The sequence below is a fragment of the Mastigocoleus sp. MO_188.B34 genome (assembly GCF_030065675.1).
Taxonomy (GTDB): Bacteria; Cyanobacteriota; Cyanobacteriia; order Cyanobacteriales; family Nostocaceae; genus Mastigocoleus.
In genome coordinates this window covers 1-15,368 of the sequence record NZ_JASJDK010000161.1, presented here as the reverse complement: position 1 = coordinate 15,368, position 15,368 = coordinate 1, and the positions used below count along the sequence as shown (strand labels likewise).

Genomic DNA, 15,368 nt, shown 5'->3' with positions numbered 1-15,368 from the left:
GTATTTACTTTTTTCAAGAGAATGGATGTGTTTAATTTTATAACCTGCTCAATAGTCTTATCTTTTATGTTGCGATCGCGTAACTTCTTTAAATATGATTTTCTATCTTCTAGTAGAGGACGAGCTACAGAACGCATTAATAAATCTGCTCCTACTAGATAGGTTTCTCCTGTATCGCCTAAACCGTCTCGCTTCCAGTTGCGGTTACCAGTCAATTCGTTATTAATTTCATCCACAGACAATTCAATGGCGAGAATCCCTACCTCTGTATTACCGTCATAAATTGGACCTGCAATAAAAGCTGCAGGGGCGTTGTAAGAGGGTTTGAAGAACTGAAAATCAACCATTTGAACCGCTCCACGGCCAGGATTGGCTCGAACTTTTTTAACCACCTCTGCCAAATTACTGGTACGTAATGATCCTCGTTCTAAGTTGACACCAAAGTCTGTCTCTTTATCAACTGAGTAAATAATATCGCCAGTTTTGCTATCAATCAGCAATAAATCATAATAATTAAACTTTTTAATTAAATTATGAAATAGAGTATGATATTTAGCATGAATCCTACTATAGTTACTGCCATCCTCTGCTTGTTCTAATTTATATTTCTTACCCACAGAGTTGGGATTATTAGCAATGTAGTGATATTGGAGATAGCGAGATGGGGAACTTATGGGACGATAGGTTTCAAACACAGGCGTACCTATAATATTTTTTGCAAGTCGAGGTAAAAACTCTTTCTTGTAGTAAGCTGCAATTTTTCGATCCCAATCCTGTGCAACAGAGACTTGATTTAGTTGTGCAAATGCCTGTTTAAACTCAATCATTGCAGATACTACCATGCGATCCTCACAAAGGGTTTCAATGTGATGATGCACAGTTTTAAAATAAGATTCAACTTGGTAAGCTTTAGAAGCCCGAACACTGGTAAGCTGTTCAAAAATGCGTTTTGTTAGACTTTCTTTGGTTTTACTCCAATTTATGTAACCTACCACTGAAATCGACCCCAAACTGACAACCAGCAGCATAATCTGTAGTTTAGATTTAATAGTGAGGCGATTTAGCCCAAACATGGTGATTAACTCCCCAATTATAAAATTCTCAATAAGTTAATTACCAGGAATTTCAGACGATTCACATCCCAATTCTTCTATAGAAAAACCAGTAGCTTTTTGCCATTCTTTAAGTTTTATGGAAAACTACTTTATACCCATTTAGACTATTTGAACCATTTAAAATAACTTTGTCATTTGAGTCATTCTGTTTTCTCCCTTCTATTGTGTATCTAGCAATGTCATAAGCTTCAGTAAATGTTTGAAATGATTCCCGAGAAAATATTTCATCTTTGAGTAAGCTGCTTGCTCTCTCGATGAACATTTTTTCTAGCTCTTTTGACATTTGCTCGGGGTTTTTTTGAGTTTTGAGGAAATCTACTAGTTCCTGAACATAACCCGATGAAATTCTTCTTTGCTTTTCTTCAATTTCCTTCTCTATTATTTCCCTTGCTGATTTATATACTTCACTAAATGCATAAAATCCTTGACTATCTAAAGAAACACTAGCTTTTTCGAAAATTAAATTGACTTCTTTATATCGCTGAAATAATTTTTTTAGTTGTAAATTTAAATCTTCATCTACTTGATTCACTTCATCTAAAGATTGCTGAATTAAATCTATTACCTGCTTAATTGTTTCATTTGCTTGTAAATCTTTGAGGTTTAAATATCCTGAATACATTAGACCAATAATTGTCAATATCACAGCAATAAAATCAGCTTTTTCTGCAATCACAGAGTCTTCCTTTGACTCATAATAAGCATCCACTCCCGGATGTATGTTAACGTCTAGATTATTATCAGGTTTTTTGATGTTTCTTACTAGGGAAGCGACTGCTTTTTTATTCTTGCGTACAATTTCATTTTCGATTTCTTTATTATGCTTATCTAGGACTTCTGCAATTCTTTTGATCGCCCAATCTGGAACATTTTTGTGTGCTAACAATAATCTGTCAATAGCAATTGTTTGTATTTCTTCTTGAGGATCGATTTTATAGTTGTTTTTAGGAATTTTTGACTTTCTATAGTAGTAATATCCCCTACTTTGCAAAGCTGATGCATTTTCTATAGATACAAGTCGCCAACCTTTTTGGATCAACTGTGAAATTTTTTGATTACCCAGACTCCGAATATAAAATAAAGCATCTCCCTCATCTGTGGTACTGCTATCTGAATGTTTGGGGGAAAAATCAAGATATTTTGAAATAGTAGTTAGAGATTGTCGTTGTCCGCTACCTTTAGGTGTGACAATTATTTTTCCGTTGAGATCTGATAACTGAAATTTTTGCTCCAAGTTTTCCGAATCAAATCCTAACTTTTCAGGTTTAACAAGTAATTGCAGGTTATCTTCGTAAAGTATTGCTATGGAACGAACTGGCATACTTGATGATAAACGATCTGCTTGTGCTGTTGCTAAATCGACTTGACCGGGTTCGCATTCTTTTCTCTTACCTTCTAACTCTTTCCCTTCTATTGCTCTGAGGTTATCGTCCGTCCCATCTGTTTAACAAACATCTATTTGGATATTTCCGGTTTTATCTGCAACAACCTTGGCGATCGCTTCACTAATGATATAACTTTCTCCATCTTTTTTACCTGCTGCGATTTTGAGTTTTTTGGGTAATATGTTCTCGGAAACTAAGTTACTAATGAATAGGATACTTAAAATTCCAATTGCTGTACCTATAGCAATAAATATATATTTTTTGGGGATTTTAAAATTATACATAAACGCTAATCACCGAAAAAGTTTATTGGCGTAAGCCTTCTCGGGTATAGTAATTCAAAATGAATGAAATGATACCAGTTACAGACAGGACATTTGATTTTGGGCGTTGCTTAATTAGGGGATGATTTTGCCCCCCTAACCCCCCAAATTTTTTTTTGGGGGGAAATATCTCTCAAAGTCCCCCATAATAGGGGATTTAGGGGGCTAGACTAGCCGGATAAATTTTTTAAATTCATCCCTCATTTATGCAACGCCTGATTTTGCAGTGCGGGTTGTTAATCTCTGCAAGGTTTTGGATGAACATCACTTGCCCTAGCTGCTTTTGGTAATTGCCTTACCTGTACGTCCGATTTCAACTTACTGATGTATGCTAGTTCCGCTTTCCCTTGGTTTGTTGTCCCCGTGGTCTTCATCTGCTTATATGTTGCGTAGGTCCCCAATAGTCGCTCAATCTCCCTGTACATCTCTACTGCTACCTGGCTTTTCTCCTCTGCTGTCATCTTGCTTACTTCAACAACATTCACACGTGGTACTGTTTGATACATTAACTGCTCCATCTTCATGTACGTGCCTGAGCCCTCGCCGACGCGACTTCTGTATTCATCCACTAAACCTTGTGACATTTGGATGTTCTTGCTTACCGCTTTACACCATAAATCCCATTCGAGCAACTTCTGGCGGGCTCGGGTCCCTGGCTCCCCGGTCCCTGCCGAGAGACTGCTTAGGTTTGTTTTGTAGACATGTAGCATTTGGAATACCGTACTGTACCTCGCCCAGCCCGGTCTGCCCATTGCCTTGTATAATTTGTCCACCTCTGACTCGTTCTCTATCATCACAACGTGCACCTTTGCGCCGTTAGTAAATTCGATCAATGCGCTGCCCCTGTCCTCTCTGGACAGCCAACTATTTACTGCGTTCGTTGGTAGCTTACCGATCAGTAGGAGCGGGGTGTCGTACAGCAGCGGTACCTTTGTCATGGCTAACGACTCCGAACCCGTGGTGTTTACGTGCGGTACATACGAATGTTGCGGTCCGTGCATGAATACATGACCGCCTTTGTTACGTCCTTCTCCGCAAGCTAGGTTTAACGCCGCGAGTAGCTCTTCTTCGTCGTAGCTATCTGACGGTACTAACGTGCCTGGTAGGACTGCCCCTGCGTGCTCTCCGTACATGATTTCGTGGATGTCGTAATCTCCCGTCAATGCGTCTTCTGGCACCTTGCTTTCATCTGCTGCTATCGCCGCTTTCGTGACCCAGGATTTGTAGGCCGGTTCCGTCTCTTCTTCTGGGGGGGTATACTTCTCGCCCACTGGACCGATATAGGTGAACCAATCTTCCTCTCCTTTGCCGCACCTGTGCGTCTTCTGCGTCCGAATTCCCTTGACCTCGATGCCACCGCCCTCTGGCTTGGGTCTATCTCTATGCCCTATTAAACCTTCCCATTGTTTCACTTCCGCCTCACTTAGGCCGACACACCGGTCTTTCTTGTTCGATATCGATTTCTCCAACACTTGATGAGGTTTACACGGGTGGTCTTGCTTAATTCTTTGTACTGCTGCCCGACCTGTTTCGCGGATTGTTAGTATTACATTCCTGTCGGCGACCACTTTTGCGATCCTGGCTAGATCGTCATACCTCACGTACGATTCTATTTCTGTTTCGTTATTTATCTTTAAGGTACGCAATATTTGACTCCATTTCTGAATGATTTTCTGGGTGGATAGACTTGTACATGGACCTGTTTCCATACTTTCCTTGTACGTCGCAGAGTATAGATTTTATTTACTCTGCTGGTTTTCGTTCTACACTTAAGACGAACTCCAAACCGAATGTGTGAATTGTTCTTCTATCCTTCTTTCCCTACTCTTTATATCTCGCCCGAACGCTGAACCCTTCGACTAATCCTGACTCCATCTCCTCCGAATTCCGTTGCAGCTTTATTCTTACGAAATGCCCCTGGCTGCAACCCTAGGATCTATACCAATACTGTTCGGTTAAGGAAAATAGGGGGTAAAACAAGAGAAAATGTCTTCGCGTTTTAATTAGGAGAACATACTCCATTTATTATTTGACTTACTTTTTCTCGTTGAGGTTATCGTACAAGTCCACTCAACTTTGTCCTTTGTGTAATTATTATAACTACTTATGAGCAGGGGTTCCAGCCTTGTCTAAATGCTTATACTTGCTCAATTTTTTGGTTTATCAAGTTGGAAAAATTGGTTTAGTAACATATAAATTGTTGTTGTACCAATAAGTGCCATTTTTACCCCATGATTGGTAACGCAAAACGCAACAACCAGGTGGCGCTACTTTCCCCGAAGCCTGAATGGGTAATGTGCGCCTGGTTGATATTTTCGCTATTATTTACTTGTAACTGAGAGATTAAGAACTTTTTCAGTTCTGGTAGTTCTCCTAACTCCTCTTGGTGCTTCTCCTCGCTAATTTGTTTAATTACATTTTTACTCGCTCATCTAAATTCTCAGGGTGTACATTTGCAGAAGATTGGTAGCTGAGAGCTTCTTTTTGATTCTTATCTCCTACAACTGAAATTGATGTACTGGATTCAATTTGAACATCCTCGGTCTGATTTGATTTTTCGTTATCAGTCTCATTCTCCTCTATAAAATGTTTCCTTAACTGCTCTCGCAAAATCTTCCGCGCCTGGGATATTCGCTTACAAACATTCGCGTAAGCAATTTCCTGCTTTTCAGTAATCTCTTGATGAGAAAGCTGATGATAAAAGTGCAAAATAAATGTTTCCCGCAACCTTATCGGTAAATTATCGATCGCACCCCGTATCGCCATTTTTTTCTCCTCAATCTCCAAAACCCTAAAAGGTGTATCTTCAAAAGATACCAACGCTTTTTCCTCTGGAATCGCTTCTATATCCTCAACCCTATTCGCACCACGATTGTGCTCTCGATGAATATCCACACAGAGGTTATGAGTCAGTCTCGTCAACCAAGCTTTTAAATTGGTGATTTTCCCAGCATACTGTTGCATCTTCTCCCAAGCTTTGAGCATCGCCCGACTGAGCGCATTTTCAGCTTCCATGGAGTTACCACCCATCCACTTGAGACAGCGAGCATAGAGGTAATCTCGATATTCCTGCCATGATTGCCAAAAATCATTGGGATTAAAGGTTTCGGGAATTGCAACCATTTGATTATTAACCATAATTAATTAAGTTCAGTAAACGATATAAGGCTACGCGCTATTCACAACAGACCGCGTCTATAACGACCAAAAGTTGAATACTCATAGGTGTTGAGAATTAATTTCTAGCAAACATGGTATAACTAATGCATTGGATACCATCGCGTGACTATTGAGGTATTTTCATTTTTTGAAAGTAAGCTATCAGTCTTATCGAGCAGCAAATCCTTTTCCATTTCTTCTTCTCGCAATGCAACTTGATAATTTTGCATAAAATCATTATGAATTTTTTCCTTATTCGCATCACCAGGGACAGCAACTTTGACAACCACTACCCCATCACCTTTACTTTCCATACTTTGAATCGCTAATTCAGTATCTCCATTTTCTAGTTGCACTTTTTTGAAAGCCGCAATCAAAGCATTCCAATCAATACCATCTTGAAAAATTAAATCAACAGTATTTAAAATGTCTGCAAATAACTTGGTAAATTCCGCCGGGAGAAATTCCCCGCTACTAGGACGACGTTCCCTGTCATCAGTTCCAGGTTTGGGATTTTCTCGCAGGTAGACAAAGCGACAATCTACATTATCTAACTTAGTGGTACTTTGAATATTCCAGCCTTCAATACAAACACCACTCATCAGAGCATTAGTAAAATTAGTGTCCATAGCAGTAGTGAAAGTTAAATTTGCCCATTCCAAACAAGCCCCTTGGAAGGTAGCTTCTCTAATATCAGCATCTTTGAGATTTGCTTCTTTTAAATCCGCACCTCGGAGATTTGCACCTCTAAGGTTAGCACCAGCATAAGATTTCCCACGACCATTACCAGTGAAGAGTAAATTGAGAACAGTTCGGTCAGCTAATATTGTATCGTCAACTTTCACACAGTGACTTTTTTTATTTGAGTAAAAACGAGTACGGGTTAGTTTGGCTTGGCTAAAATCTGTATTTTTCAGAATTGCACCAGTAAAATCAGCATCTGTTAGATCTGCATTATGGAAATTTGTACCGCCAAAAGCAGCGAAGGTAATCGCAATCCTACGTACTAAAGTATACTTTTGATCTTCCTTGATTGCTCGCCAACTAATATAAGTACCTATTATTGATCCAGCGATCGCTACAGTTCCAGCTAATCCTCCGGCTACACCTGCAGTTCTAGCAGCAACAGCAGTAACAGCGATTGCTGGAGTTATGGTGACCCCTGCAGCAATCGCGAAGACCCCGGTTCCAGCAAAGGCTGTGGCTCCAGCTACCGCGAAAGCTACAATTCCAACTACAGCAAAGGCTGCAGTTCCTGCTCCTGCGAAAGCTATGGCTCCACCTCCTGCAATAGTAAAAACTGCGCTCTTAGTAAAAACTACGGTTATAGCTCCCCCTGACGCAAAAGCGAAGATTATGGCTGCAGTAAAGGCTATAGCTAAAGCTCTTATTCCTTGGCTAAGGATAATGGCAAAAATAATAATTGTCACAACCACTGATATCCAGCCAACAACTCGATATTCAATAGTTGATGTAGAAAATATATAGGATGTGACAATCCCATTAAACAACAATAAAAATCCTGATATTCCCGACAGTAAGCAGGAAATCATAACCAAAAAAATCATCCAATATCTTTGCAAACCAGCTTTTACGCTAATAAAATTTACTCCCTGTAGATTCGCACCAGTAAAATTAGCGCCGCGAATATCTGCATTATAAAAATTGGCACCAGCTAAGTTTTGACCTTTGAAAGAACGATTTTGGAGGTTTTGACCTGAGAAGTTTGTAGACATAAATTCTTAGACATAAACAAGTAATATCAACAGCCACACAGATTTTGGAATCATAATTCCCATACTAAAATTAGCAATTGGTCAAAGAAACTAACGACAATAAATCTAACTTACTTAAGCTTGTAGAAGGTCATGTGCTTTTTCACTATCAGAGTGTTTTTGAGAATTGTGGGATGTTTTTTGGCTTGCAGATGTAACTTTTAGGGAACAAAAACTTAAGCAATTTGCTTCTGCTTCTTGTAAGAAGACCTGTTCCTGAGATATTTTTTCTTCAGGTAATAATACAAAACATGTCACGATAGCCCACATACTTAACACCACCGGCCAGAATAGAACTTTGGGTAATATATTATTTTGATACCGAATCCAACGCACTAGCCATGATTTTCCTCCACAATCAAATAAATAAGCATTGATAGATACCGCCAAAACAGCAAGGTACATTAGCGTATGAAAATATTCAATATAAACAATTCCAGCCCCTGCAAATGTCTCGCGCAGTTGAGTTTGAGCAAGTAGCAAAATAAAGAACAGACCGGAACAAAAACTGATTGTTGCCGATGTGTTGAGCCCAAATTTTTGCGCCATACCAATGTCTTCCGTCATCATCATCAATGCACCATAGAGTAACAACGCCACGACGATAATTGGAACAACATGAATTAGAAATCCATTCAAAAATTTTCTTTTAATAACAATATTGAAAAAGAGTTCCGGCTTACCGCGTTCGGGAATCTTATAACCCATTCCAAAATTGGTATCGTAGTCAAAATCCCGATAATTAAAAAAGGTCTCTTTGATTTTCCAACCTGACAAAACAATTTCTCGGTCGTAGCCAAATGCATCTTCTTCCCTTGTTGCTCTATAAGCAGATAAATCGGGAACGAGAATACGATCGCTATTAAATTTTCGATTCCACATTCGCACCCAAACTGTTTTATGGTCGAGAGGATATTTAGAATAGTTAAAACGCTGTCTTAGGGTAACCTCAAAGTAACATCCAACGATTAAAGTTTGACCTATTTGTTTTTCATAGGCAACCCTTAGATCGACATTTGATCCCGATTCTACAGCTTCAGGAAAAATAATATTACACTTGTCATCCTCTTCTATAAGGCGATCATCATCTTTATATCGTTGCCAAACATATCCCGTCAGATTAACATTACTCGAACTTGTAAACATTAACGATTGAATAAAAATTCCAGTAGGAATAGTCTTATTGGGATCGATATTTTTACTTTGCAAATATTGATCGATTTGTTGTTTGTTAGTCAACTGACCAATATTCGGATCGTAACGAGCTTCCACCAAACACCAAACACTAACAATCGAAGCTGCTAGGATAAGAGAACAAACGTTGGAAATTTTCCACAGTAACTTGTTTTTCACATTCATCTTTTTCAAGTTCATCGTTTAACAAAAAACAACAAAAATTAGTAAGTTTTTCTCTAGTTGGCGGTAGTCTGTCCCTGAAAAAATCTTATATTTGAGAATTGATAATTAATAGACATCTCCAGAAATGAGATATCACCCCTGACTACATAAGGCTTTTATATTCTTTTTCGGAGATGTCTAATACTCAGCAAAAGAAAAACAGTTACTTGTAACTGTTCCAGATATATGCAGTTGATAAGCTTAAACCTTGGTTTTAAAGGGTTGATTTTCATTTAAGCCATTCATGTGACCCAATCCTTCCCTGAGAGATAGAGCGATAGCTTGAGTCGCTTCGACCATATCTGTATCATCTGTAGTAGTTGATGTGGCTAGCTCTAAGCTATGATATTCAACTGCGTAATACCAAGCACGATGAAGTAGCTCATTACTAATAGAAGCAACTTTATAAATTTCAACTCCTGGAACCCACAGAGCAACAACATAGTGATGAATAAATTTTTCTACTTTGGTCAAAAATACTCCAGCAGGAACATCCTGACGACCTTTGTCTTTACCAGCTTCGGCAGCAAAGGTCGCTTTGGCATCTGGGTGTTTAGTATTCTGAATAATCCAAATTTGAACCTCTTTAGCTGCCCTAAGTAGAGTATCTTCCATATTGGTCATATCTCCCATACCCGGTTGGGCAATCTGAGCCTTTAAAGAAATGGGGAAAATCCATTTACACAAAGTGCCATGACCATCTTGGGTATAGTTAATAAATTCTTTTTGTGCAAGTGCGCTAGGAGAAACGTTGAGAATACGACCTGCATGTCCCCCCATTGAAACTAGCTTGACACTAGAAGTTTTAATTGCAGCAACTTGATAGAAATCATTATCACCAGGAAAACCAATAATATCCCCTACTTGATAAACATCATCTCGTAAGTTTAAGACTACGGTAGCGACATTTTCCACAACTTGCTTAGAACCAAAAGAAAAACCAAAAGCTAATGCACCGGTTAAAGAGACCAGCAAACCAAGGTGAATTTCGGCGACTGCAAGACAAACCACCAGAATACCTGGCCAAGCAAAAATACTTAGTACATAAGCAAGCGCCCTGCCGTTACTACCTAACTTACGAATATAGGGATTACCAATAAGATATAATGCTCCTAAGGTTAGCCCAGTAATTAGAGCCTTAGTAACTGACATCAGGGTTAATTCCATCTCCAATTTCTCCTTACATACGAATTTGATAACATAATTTACTAGTGCCGAGGGGCGGAAATAACCCACCAGTTTTTTTAGTTATTGAGTAAACCAAAAGTCTTTGGGGGGAGGGGGCACAGTCCTTTCAGGACTGTGCCTAAACTGGCGAGTTATTTATGTCGGGGTGTACGAGTTACAAATACACCGGATTTTTGATAATCTTCTAGAACCATTAGGGATTTAGGTGGGTGGAGAGGAATTTAAAAAGTTCCACTTACCTTACTTAATAGCTGACTAAGAGTACCTTGAAACGTGTTGAATAAGTCTGAATTTTCCTGGGCTCGCTTCTTACCTGAAAAGACTTCTTTGATTTCCGACTCCAAGGTTACTTTTAAGAGAGGAAGACTGTTAGTGCGAATAATAAAGCCGATGTGGGAATTCTGATTGTCAAAATCATCAGCTTGTTTGATTAATTGTTGATCATTCTCATCATGTGATGCAGTCATAATAATTGGGATTTGCGGAAAAAGCTTATTAATCTCTTTAGCTGATTGGAGTCCATTCTTCTTGGGCATACGTAGGTCAAGTATTACCAAAAAGGGTGGGTTTTTATCAGTAGCTTGTACATAATCTACTGCTTGTTGTCCATCTGAAACTATAATTGTTTTCACATTTCTTTGTTCATCTTGTGCCCACTGTCGAACAGCTACTGATAAAGCGTCTTGCACCTCGGGATCTTCGTCAGCAATCACAATAGTGTCCGTTTTTGAATCTGAAGCAGTATAGCGATCGAGGTTTTTTAAATGCAAGAGATTATTAGACCTTCCAAATATTTCTGATGTTTGAGAATAGTTAAACATCTGACTAGATCCTCCATTAATTATTTATGGCTTTGTTGCATGAATAGGAAAAATGGTAAATTTTACTTATTCACTTTTGTTTGATTTAGACAATGAGGACGCAAGCCAAGGCTAATTACAAAGTTCGCAACTGAAAAGAATACGATGCGGCACTCAAACAACGAGGCAGTATTACCTTTTGGGTTAATGAGGAAGTAATTAAGCAATGGCTTCACGAATAGAAAACAGGACGAAAGGGAGCTTCCAACTATTACAGTGAAATAGCGATAAGCCCGTAGGGCAGAGGCTAGAGGCAAAGACGCGCCTTACGGCGTGAGCGCAGCCATACCGTAAGGTTTAACGCCGACGCCGCAGGCTCTGACTATGTCACCTACGGATCTGCTGACGCCGCAGGCTCTAACTACATTACCTTTGGCTCCGCCGACGCCGCAGGCTCTAGCCGAAGGCATCGCCACAATGGGTACGATTCAATCAGTATTTCATTAGCCTGGACGGCAAACAGAGGGGTTTTTAGAATCACTGTTTACTATAGAGTTAAAGGTACCAGATCACTCCACACTGTCCCGTCGTCGTTTAAACAAGCTATCAGTGGAACTGCCAGTAGTTCCAAAGGATAGTGCATCAAACAAGTATGGAAGTGTGTGATATTAGACCCGTTCTAAAATTTGCAAGCCAGTGTTTACAAGGTTTTGAGACAAATACTTGCAGATTAACTTGTAACATAAAAACTAGAGCTTGATACAGTTGCTGGTATTTTATAAAACATCAACATATCTGTTGTGCTGATGACAATAACTCTTTATGTGGTCCCCCACGAACATTAATTCTTATTTTATGATTCTCTTTGTCTTTAATATTTTTATCTAAACTATAATAATCGATTTTATCCAGCTTTAAATTCATATCAAGTTCATAAATATTTTCGATGAAAATATGTTTTTTTGATTAGATTAATATGAACATTATGTAGGTTTTTTCCTATACACTGAAGGGCCATATACTCGCAACTAATTATACCAAGGAAGGATTTTTATCCACATTAATAACTCGTGGTTTCCGATTATGCTCAGACTTCAAAACCTTACTCAAAAAGCGTTTTGCAGCATTTGTATTCCGAGTTGCACTGAACATGAAGTCTAAAATATTACAACTACAATCTAAAGCCCGGTATAAATTTTTCATTCACTTTTAACTTTTATATATGTTTCATCCACTCGCTATGAGTCATTGGTTTACTTCAAGTGTGATCTGACTGGTTTGTAAAACCCTGCAGAACAAGACTGAACCCAGCGATATAGTCCTGCTACCCGACCACAGTCTCCCCTGCTAAACAGGTGAAAAAAGTTGATACGGCTAACCCAAAAGGTAAAATATGACACAATTTTTCGATTGTGACTCAGTATTAATAAACACTCTTAGTTCATACCAGTGGATATACAGACTCTAAGGATTCAAACCAATGACTAATAGGAACGAATTAACCCCTTGCTGGTTCTCAGAAAATTAATCTGAGTAGGTTGCTAGCTATAAATCAGTAAGGTGGCGGGATTGTGTCAGAAGCAAATGCCCTTTTGTAATGAAAGGGATAAGCTGACGGACACACGATAATGTAGACACCATAGGGAGCAACTTTTCCTTTTTCTTTATCAAGAAAATCATAAACTTTAACTTCTGGAGCTTGACCTTTCTTGTGATGTTCACGCCCCCGATTTTTATAGTTACTAATCAACTCTTTTTTCTTGGTATCCACAGAAATCACCGGCTGATTTTCTTATAGAAATGACTTTACTTTGATGAAATTTTATCTTATACAAAGATAGATTTGTAAATACGGTTCTGAATTTTTAAATTACCTTGTTGCTTGACGACAACCCCCGACAAAAGTAATTCTCTTTCTTCCCAACTATCGACTGCAACAATCTCTCCTTGATGCAAAATTTGTCGATATAGTTCTAATATTTTAACAGATTGCTTGTTCTTGAAAAGGCGATCGCGGATGGTTCTTAAATGTTCTGGCTCATCTTGTGATTCCCAATTTTCGATGATGTTGGTTTGCACCAAATTTTCAATCCATTCGGCTTCTTTATTATTAGGGATAGGGGATGAAGAATTGCGGATGAGTTGGCAAAGCTTTTGAGTCAAAAAAGGTTGACCATTTGTCCAGAATAACACTTCTTTGAGTATTACTTGAGGATTGCTCACCTTCTCATTTAATCCTTGAAGTAAAGGTTGGGCTTCATGCTCTTTAAAACCTTCGAGTTGAATTCCTTTACCGATGTTAAAGGGGGTTCTTTTATAGTTGACAATTAGGTCGTTAGGAGTCGCAACTCCAAAGAAAACCCATGTTAAACGTTTATAATCTGGATTTAAACTGCGCTGATTGTAGCAAAAGCGAATCAAAGCAAAAAAATCATCAATGGGAAAATTCAAGCTTAAGATGATGTCAATTTCATCGATAAAAATAACTATTTTGCTCGAAGAAGAATCATCTTCATTACCAATCTCAACTAATAGAACTTCTTCAATAAATTGACTCAACCGTTGAACGGGAGAAATATCTTGTCTTTCATTCCACCAAGTTTTAAGATTAACTAGCAAATCAAAACTTCGCCATAGTTCTACGGTAAATCCTTTATACCATTGTTCGGGAGTAGTGTTTTCGCTACCAATACGACTCATGTCAATTGCCACACATCTAACCCCTTCATGTCTCAGGTGGTGCATCATACGCACCATGAGGCTTGACTTACCCATTTGCCTAGGATTTAGAATGTGACAAATCTCCCCATCTTTCAACGCTTTGTAGAGATAACGATCTGCCGAGCGCACTACATAAGTGGGAGCATCCATAGGTAAACTTCCCCCGACTTGATACTCAAAGCTCGAAGGTTGTTCGTTACTTCTGAGTAACTCGTTTTCAAACAGCAGTTCAGCTTGAGTGGCTTTGAGAATTTCTAACGTTTGTGAAAGTTCATGAGTGCGCTCTTCTACCCTTTGTTCTAAGTTTTGATAAACCCTTGAGTTCTCAATGGAAATAGCAGCTTGAACTGACAGTATATTTAAAAGTTCGATTCGCCCTGAAGTAAACGCACCTGTAGTTAAATTATTTTCTAAATAAACAATTCCTTTTAATTCACCTTGATTAAGTAAAGGAGTACAGAGAATTGATTTACTTTCTGTAGCAATAATATAAGGATCGTTAATAAATTGTCCTTCATGGACTGCATCATTTAAAACAATATATTCTTGAGTGCGGGCGACATAATTGATAACGAAAGTAGGTAAGATAGAGGTTGATGTTTCTGAATTTATAGATTCTATCGGAATTGATTGCAAAATAGTAACTTTATCGCTATCTACTGTTCCTTGAGCTTCGATAACCCAACTACCTTGATGATTGAGAATTAAAAAACCTTTTTGTGCCCCTGCATTTTCAATTACAATTTTCATTAAATTTTCCAGGAGTTGTTCTAGCTTAATTTCACCAGAAATTGCTTGAGATGCTTTAATAACTGTGTTTAAGTCGAGTAATTCTCCATTTGTTTCACTGGTAGATGTAGTTGTAGGGATACTTTTAGATTTGTTTTGATTTGTTACTGCTAATAAATACTGGGGATATTCTTGTTCTAACTGTTTGACCTTAGCTTTTGCTCCCCAACGGCTGTAACAATGATGGGAATTTCTCAAATACAATTTACCGAATTCTTCTCTACCCAGTGCGAAATAAAATTCAGAAGCTCGTTCGTAAGCTATGGCTTCTTCATGGATAAATTCAGATTTTTTAGCACCTTGAATTGCTTTTTCATACAGTTCTTGTGCTTGCCAATTTTGTCCTAAGATTCTTGCTTTTTCTGCTTCTACTAAATCGTATTTATTTTGAAAGTTTTCTGGGCAATGACTAGCCCATAGTTTCATATCTTCCTGATTTTTTTCTACTTTTTCTAATATTTCTTTTTGTTGATTTATATTACAATTATGGTGATGGGCGAGAAAGGAAAGAGAAGAGTAGAAATTATGTTGTGGAGTAGTTAACAATGCAGCACAAGCATTAATATATCTTTCTGCCTTTCTACTAAAATTTATACTCTTTTGATGTATCCCCTCAAAATTTCGGGGTAAGGGTTATTGAGGCATCCATGACCAACCAAATGGGTTAGAAGAAGATTTTTCCCGAATAATTGTCCCTAAAGATGGAACATTTTCA

General features: G+C 38.4%; 8 protein-coding genes and 5 pseudogenes. 1 reads left to right on the top strand and 12 read right to left on the bottom strand.

Features of this window, described 5'->3' with window-relative positions; genetic code table 11:
- From QNJ50_RS25750 to QNJ50_RS25710, 9 genes and pseudogenes are all read right to left on the bottom strand, one after another.
- A pseudogene (locus tag QNJ50_RS25750) lies at positions 1-1,073 on the bottom strand (Globin domain protein); the annotation flags it as partial.
- Positions 1,074-1,182: 109 nt separating this feature from the next.
- Positions 1,183-2,436: a TAXI family TRAP transporter solute-binding subunit gene (locus QNJ50_RS25745; RefSeq protein WP_300641293.1), complete on the bottom strand. Its 1,254-nt coding sequence runs from the start codon at positions 2,434-2,436 to the stop codon at positions 1,183-1,185.
- Between the two features lie 123 nt (positions 2,437-2,559).
- The gene (locus QNJ50_RS25740) at positions 2,560-2,784 is read right to left on the bottom strand and encodes a hypothetical protein (RefSeq protein WP_300641291.1); all 225 of its coding nucleotides are present in this window, start codon (positions 2,782-2,784) and stop codon (positions 2,560-2,562) included.
- A 275-nt stretch (positions 2,785-3,059) separates the two neighbouring features.
- Positions 3,060-4,532: a hypothetical protein gene (locus QNJ50_RS25735; protein ID WP_300641289.1), complete on the bottom strand. Its 1,473-nt coding sequence runs from the start codon at positions 4,530-4,532 to the stop codon at positions 3,060-3,062.
- A 703-nt stretch (positions 4,533-5,235) separates the two neighbouring features.
- Positions 5,236-5,961 carry an RNA polymerase sigma factor gene (locus tag QNJ50_RS25730; RefSeq protein ID WP_300641287.1) on the bottom strand — a complete coding sequence of 242 codons (726 nt, stop codon included), beginning with the start codon at positions 5,959-5,961 and terminating at the stop codon, positions 5,236-5,238.
- A 122-nt stretch (positions 5,962-6,083) separates the two neighbouring features.
- Positions 6,084-7,718 (bottom strand): pentapeptide repeat-containing protein, encoded by a 1,635-nt coding sequence (locus QNJ50_RS25725; protein WP_300641285.1) that lies wholly within the window; start codon positions 7,716-7,718, stop codon positions 6,084-6,086.
- 114 nt (positions 7,719-7,832) lie between these two features.
- Positions 7,833-9,116: a hypothetical protein gene (locus tag QNJ50_RS25720; RefSeq protein ID WP_300641283.1), complete on the bottom strand. Its 1,284-nt coding sequence runs from the start codon at positions 9,114-9,116 to the stop codon at positions 7,833-7,835.
- 240 nt (positions 9,117-9,356) lie between these two features.
- Entirely contained in the window at positions 9,357-10,322 is a 966-nt protein-coding gene (locus QNJ50_RS25715; RefSeq protein WP_300641281.1) for a mechanosensitive ion channel domain-containing protein, read from the bottom strand.
- A gap of 242 nt (positions 10,323-10,564) precedes the next feature.
- A complete protein-coding gene (locus tag QNJ50_RS25710) occupies positions 10,565-11,164 on the bottom strand; it encodes a response regulator (protein ID WP_300641279.1) in 600 nt (199 codons plus the stop codon).
- Positions 11,165-11,638: 474 nt separating this feature from the next.
- Between QNJ50_RS25710 and QNJ50_RS25705 the strand changes: the two are divergent.
- A pseudogene (locus QNJ50_RS25705) lies at positions 11,639-11,809 on the top strand (transposase); the annotation flags it as partial.
- Between the two features lie 378 nt (positions 11,810-12,187).
- Here QNJ50_RS25705 and QNJ50_RS25700 read toward each other — a convergent pair.
- From QNJ50_RS25700 to QNJ50_RS25690, 3 pseudogenes are all read right to left on the bottom strand, one after another.
- A pseudogene (locus QNJ50_RS25700) lies at positions 12,188-12,423 on the bottom strand (DDE-type integrase/transposase/recombinase); the annotation flags it as partial.
- A gap of 350 nt (positions 12,424-12,773) precedes the next feature.
- Positions 12,774-12,929, bottom strand: a pseudogene (locus QNJ50_RS25695) (ISAzo13 family transposase); the annotation flags it as partial.
- Between the two features lie 41 nt (positions 12,930-12,970).
- A pseudogene (locus QNJ50_RS25690) lies at positions 12,971-15,199 on the bottom strand (AAA-like domain-containing protein); the annotation flags it as partial.
- Between the last annotated feature and the right edge of the window lie 169 nt (positions 15,200-15,368).

Coding starts and splice junctions, on each gene's coding strand:
- QNJ50_RS25745 (WP_300641293.1), bottom strand. CDS start 2,436: ATGCCAGTTCGTTCCATAGCAATACTTTACGAAGATAACCTGCAATTA.
- QNJ50_RS25740 (WP_300641291.1), bottom strand. CDS start 2,784: ATGTATAATTTTAAAATCCCCAAAAAATATATATTTATTGCTATAGGT.
- QNJ50_RS25735 (WP_300641289.1), bottom strand. CDS start 4,532: ATGGAAACAGGTCCATGTACAAGTCTATCCACCCAGAAAATCATTCAG.
- QNJ50_RS25730 (WP_300641287.1), bottom strand. CDS start 5,961: ATGGTTAATAATCAAATGGTTGCAATTCCCGAAACCTTTAATCCCAAT.
- QNJ50_RS25725 (WP_300641285.1), bottom strand. CDS start 7,718: ATGTCTACAAACTTCTCAGGTCAAAACCTCCAAAATCGTTCTTTCAAA.
- QNJ50_RS25720 (WP_300641283.1), bottom strand. CDS start 9,116: ATGAATGTGAAAAACAAGTTACTGTGGAAAATTTCCAACGTTTGTTCT.
- QNJ50_RS25715 (WP_300641281.1), bottom strand. CDS start 10,322: ATGGAATTAACCCTGATGTCAGTTACTAAGGCTCTAATTACTGGGCTA.
- QNJ50_RS25710 (WP_300641279.1), bottom strand. CDS start 11,164: ATGTTTAACTATTCTCAAACATCAGAAATATTTGGAAGGTCTAATAAT.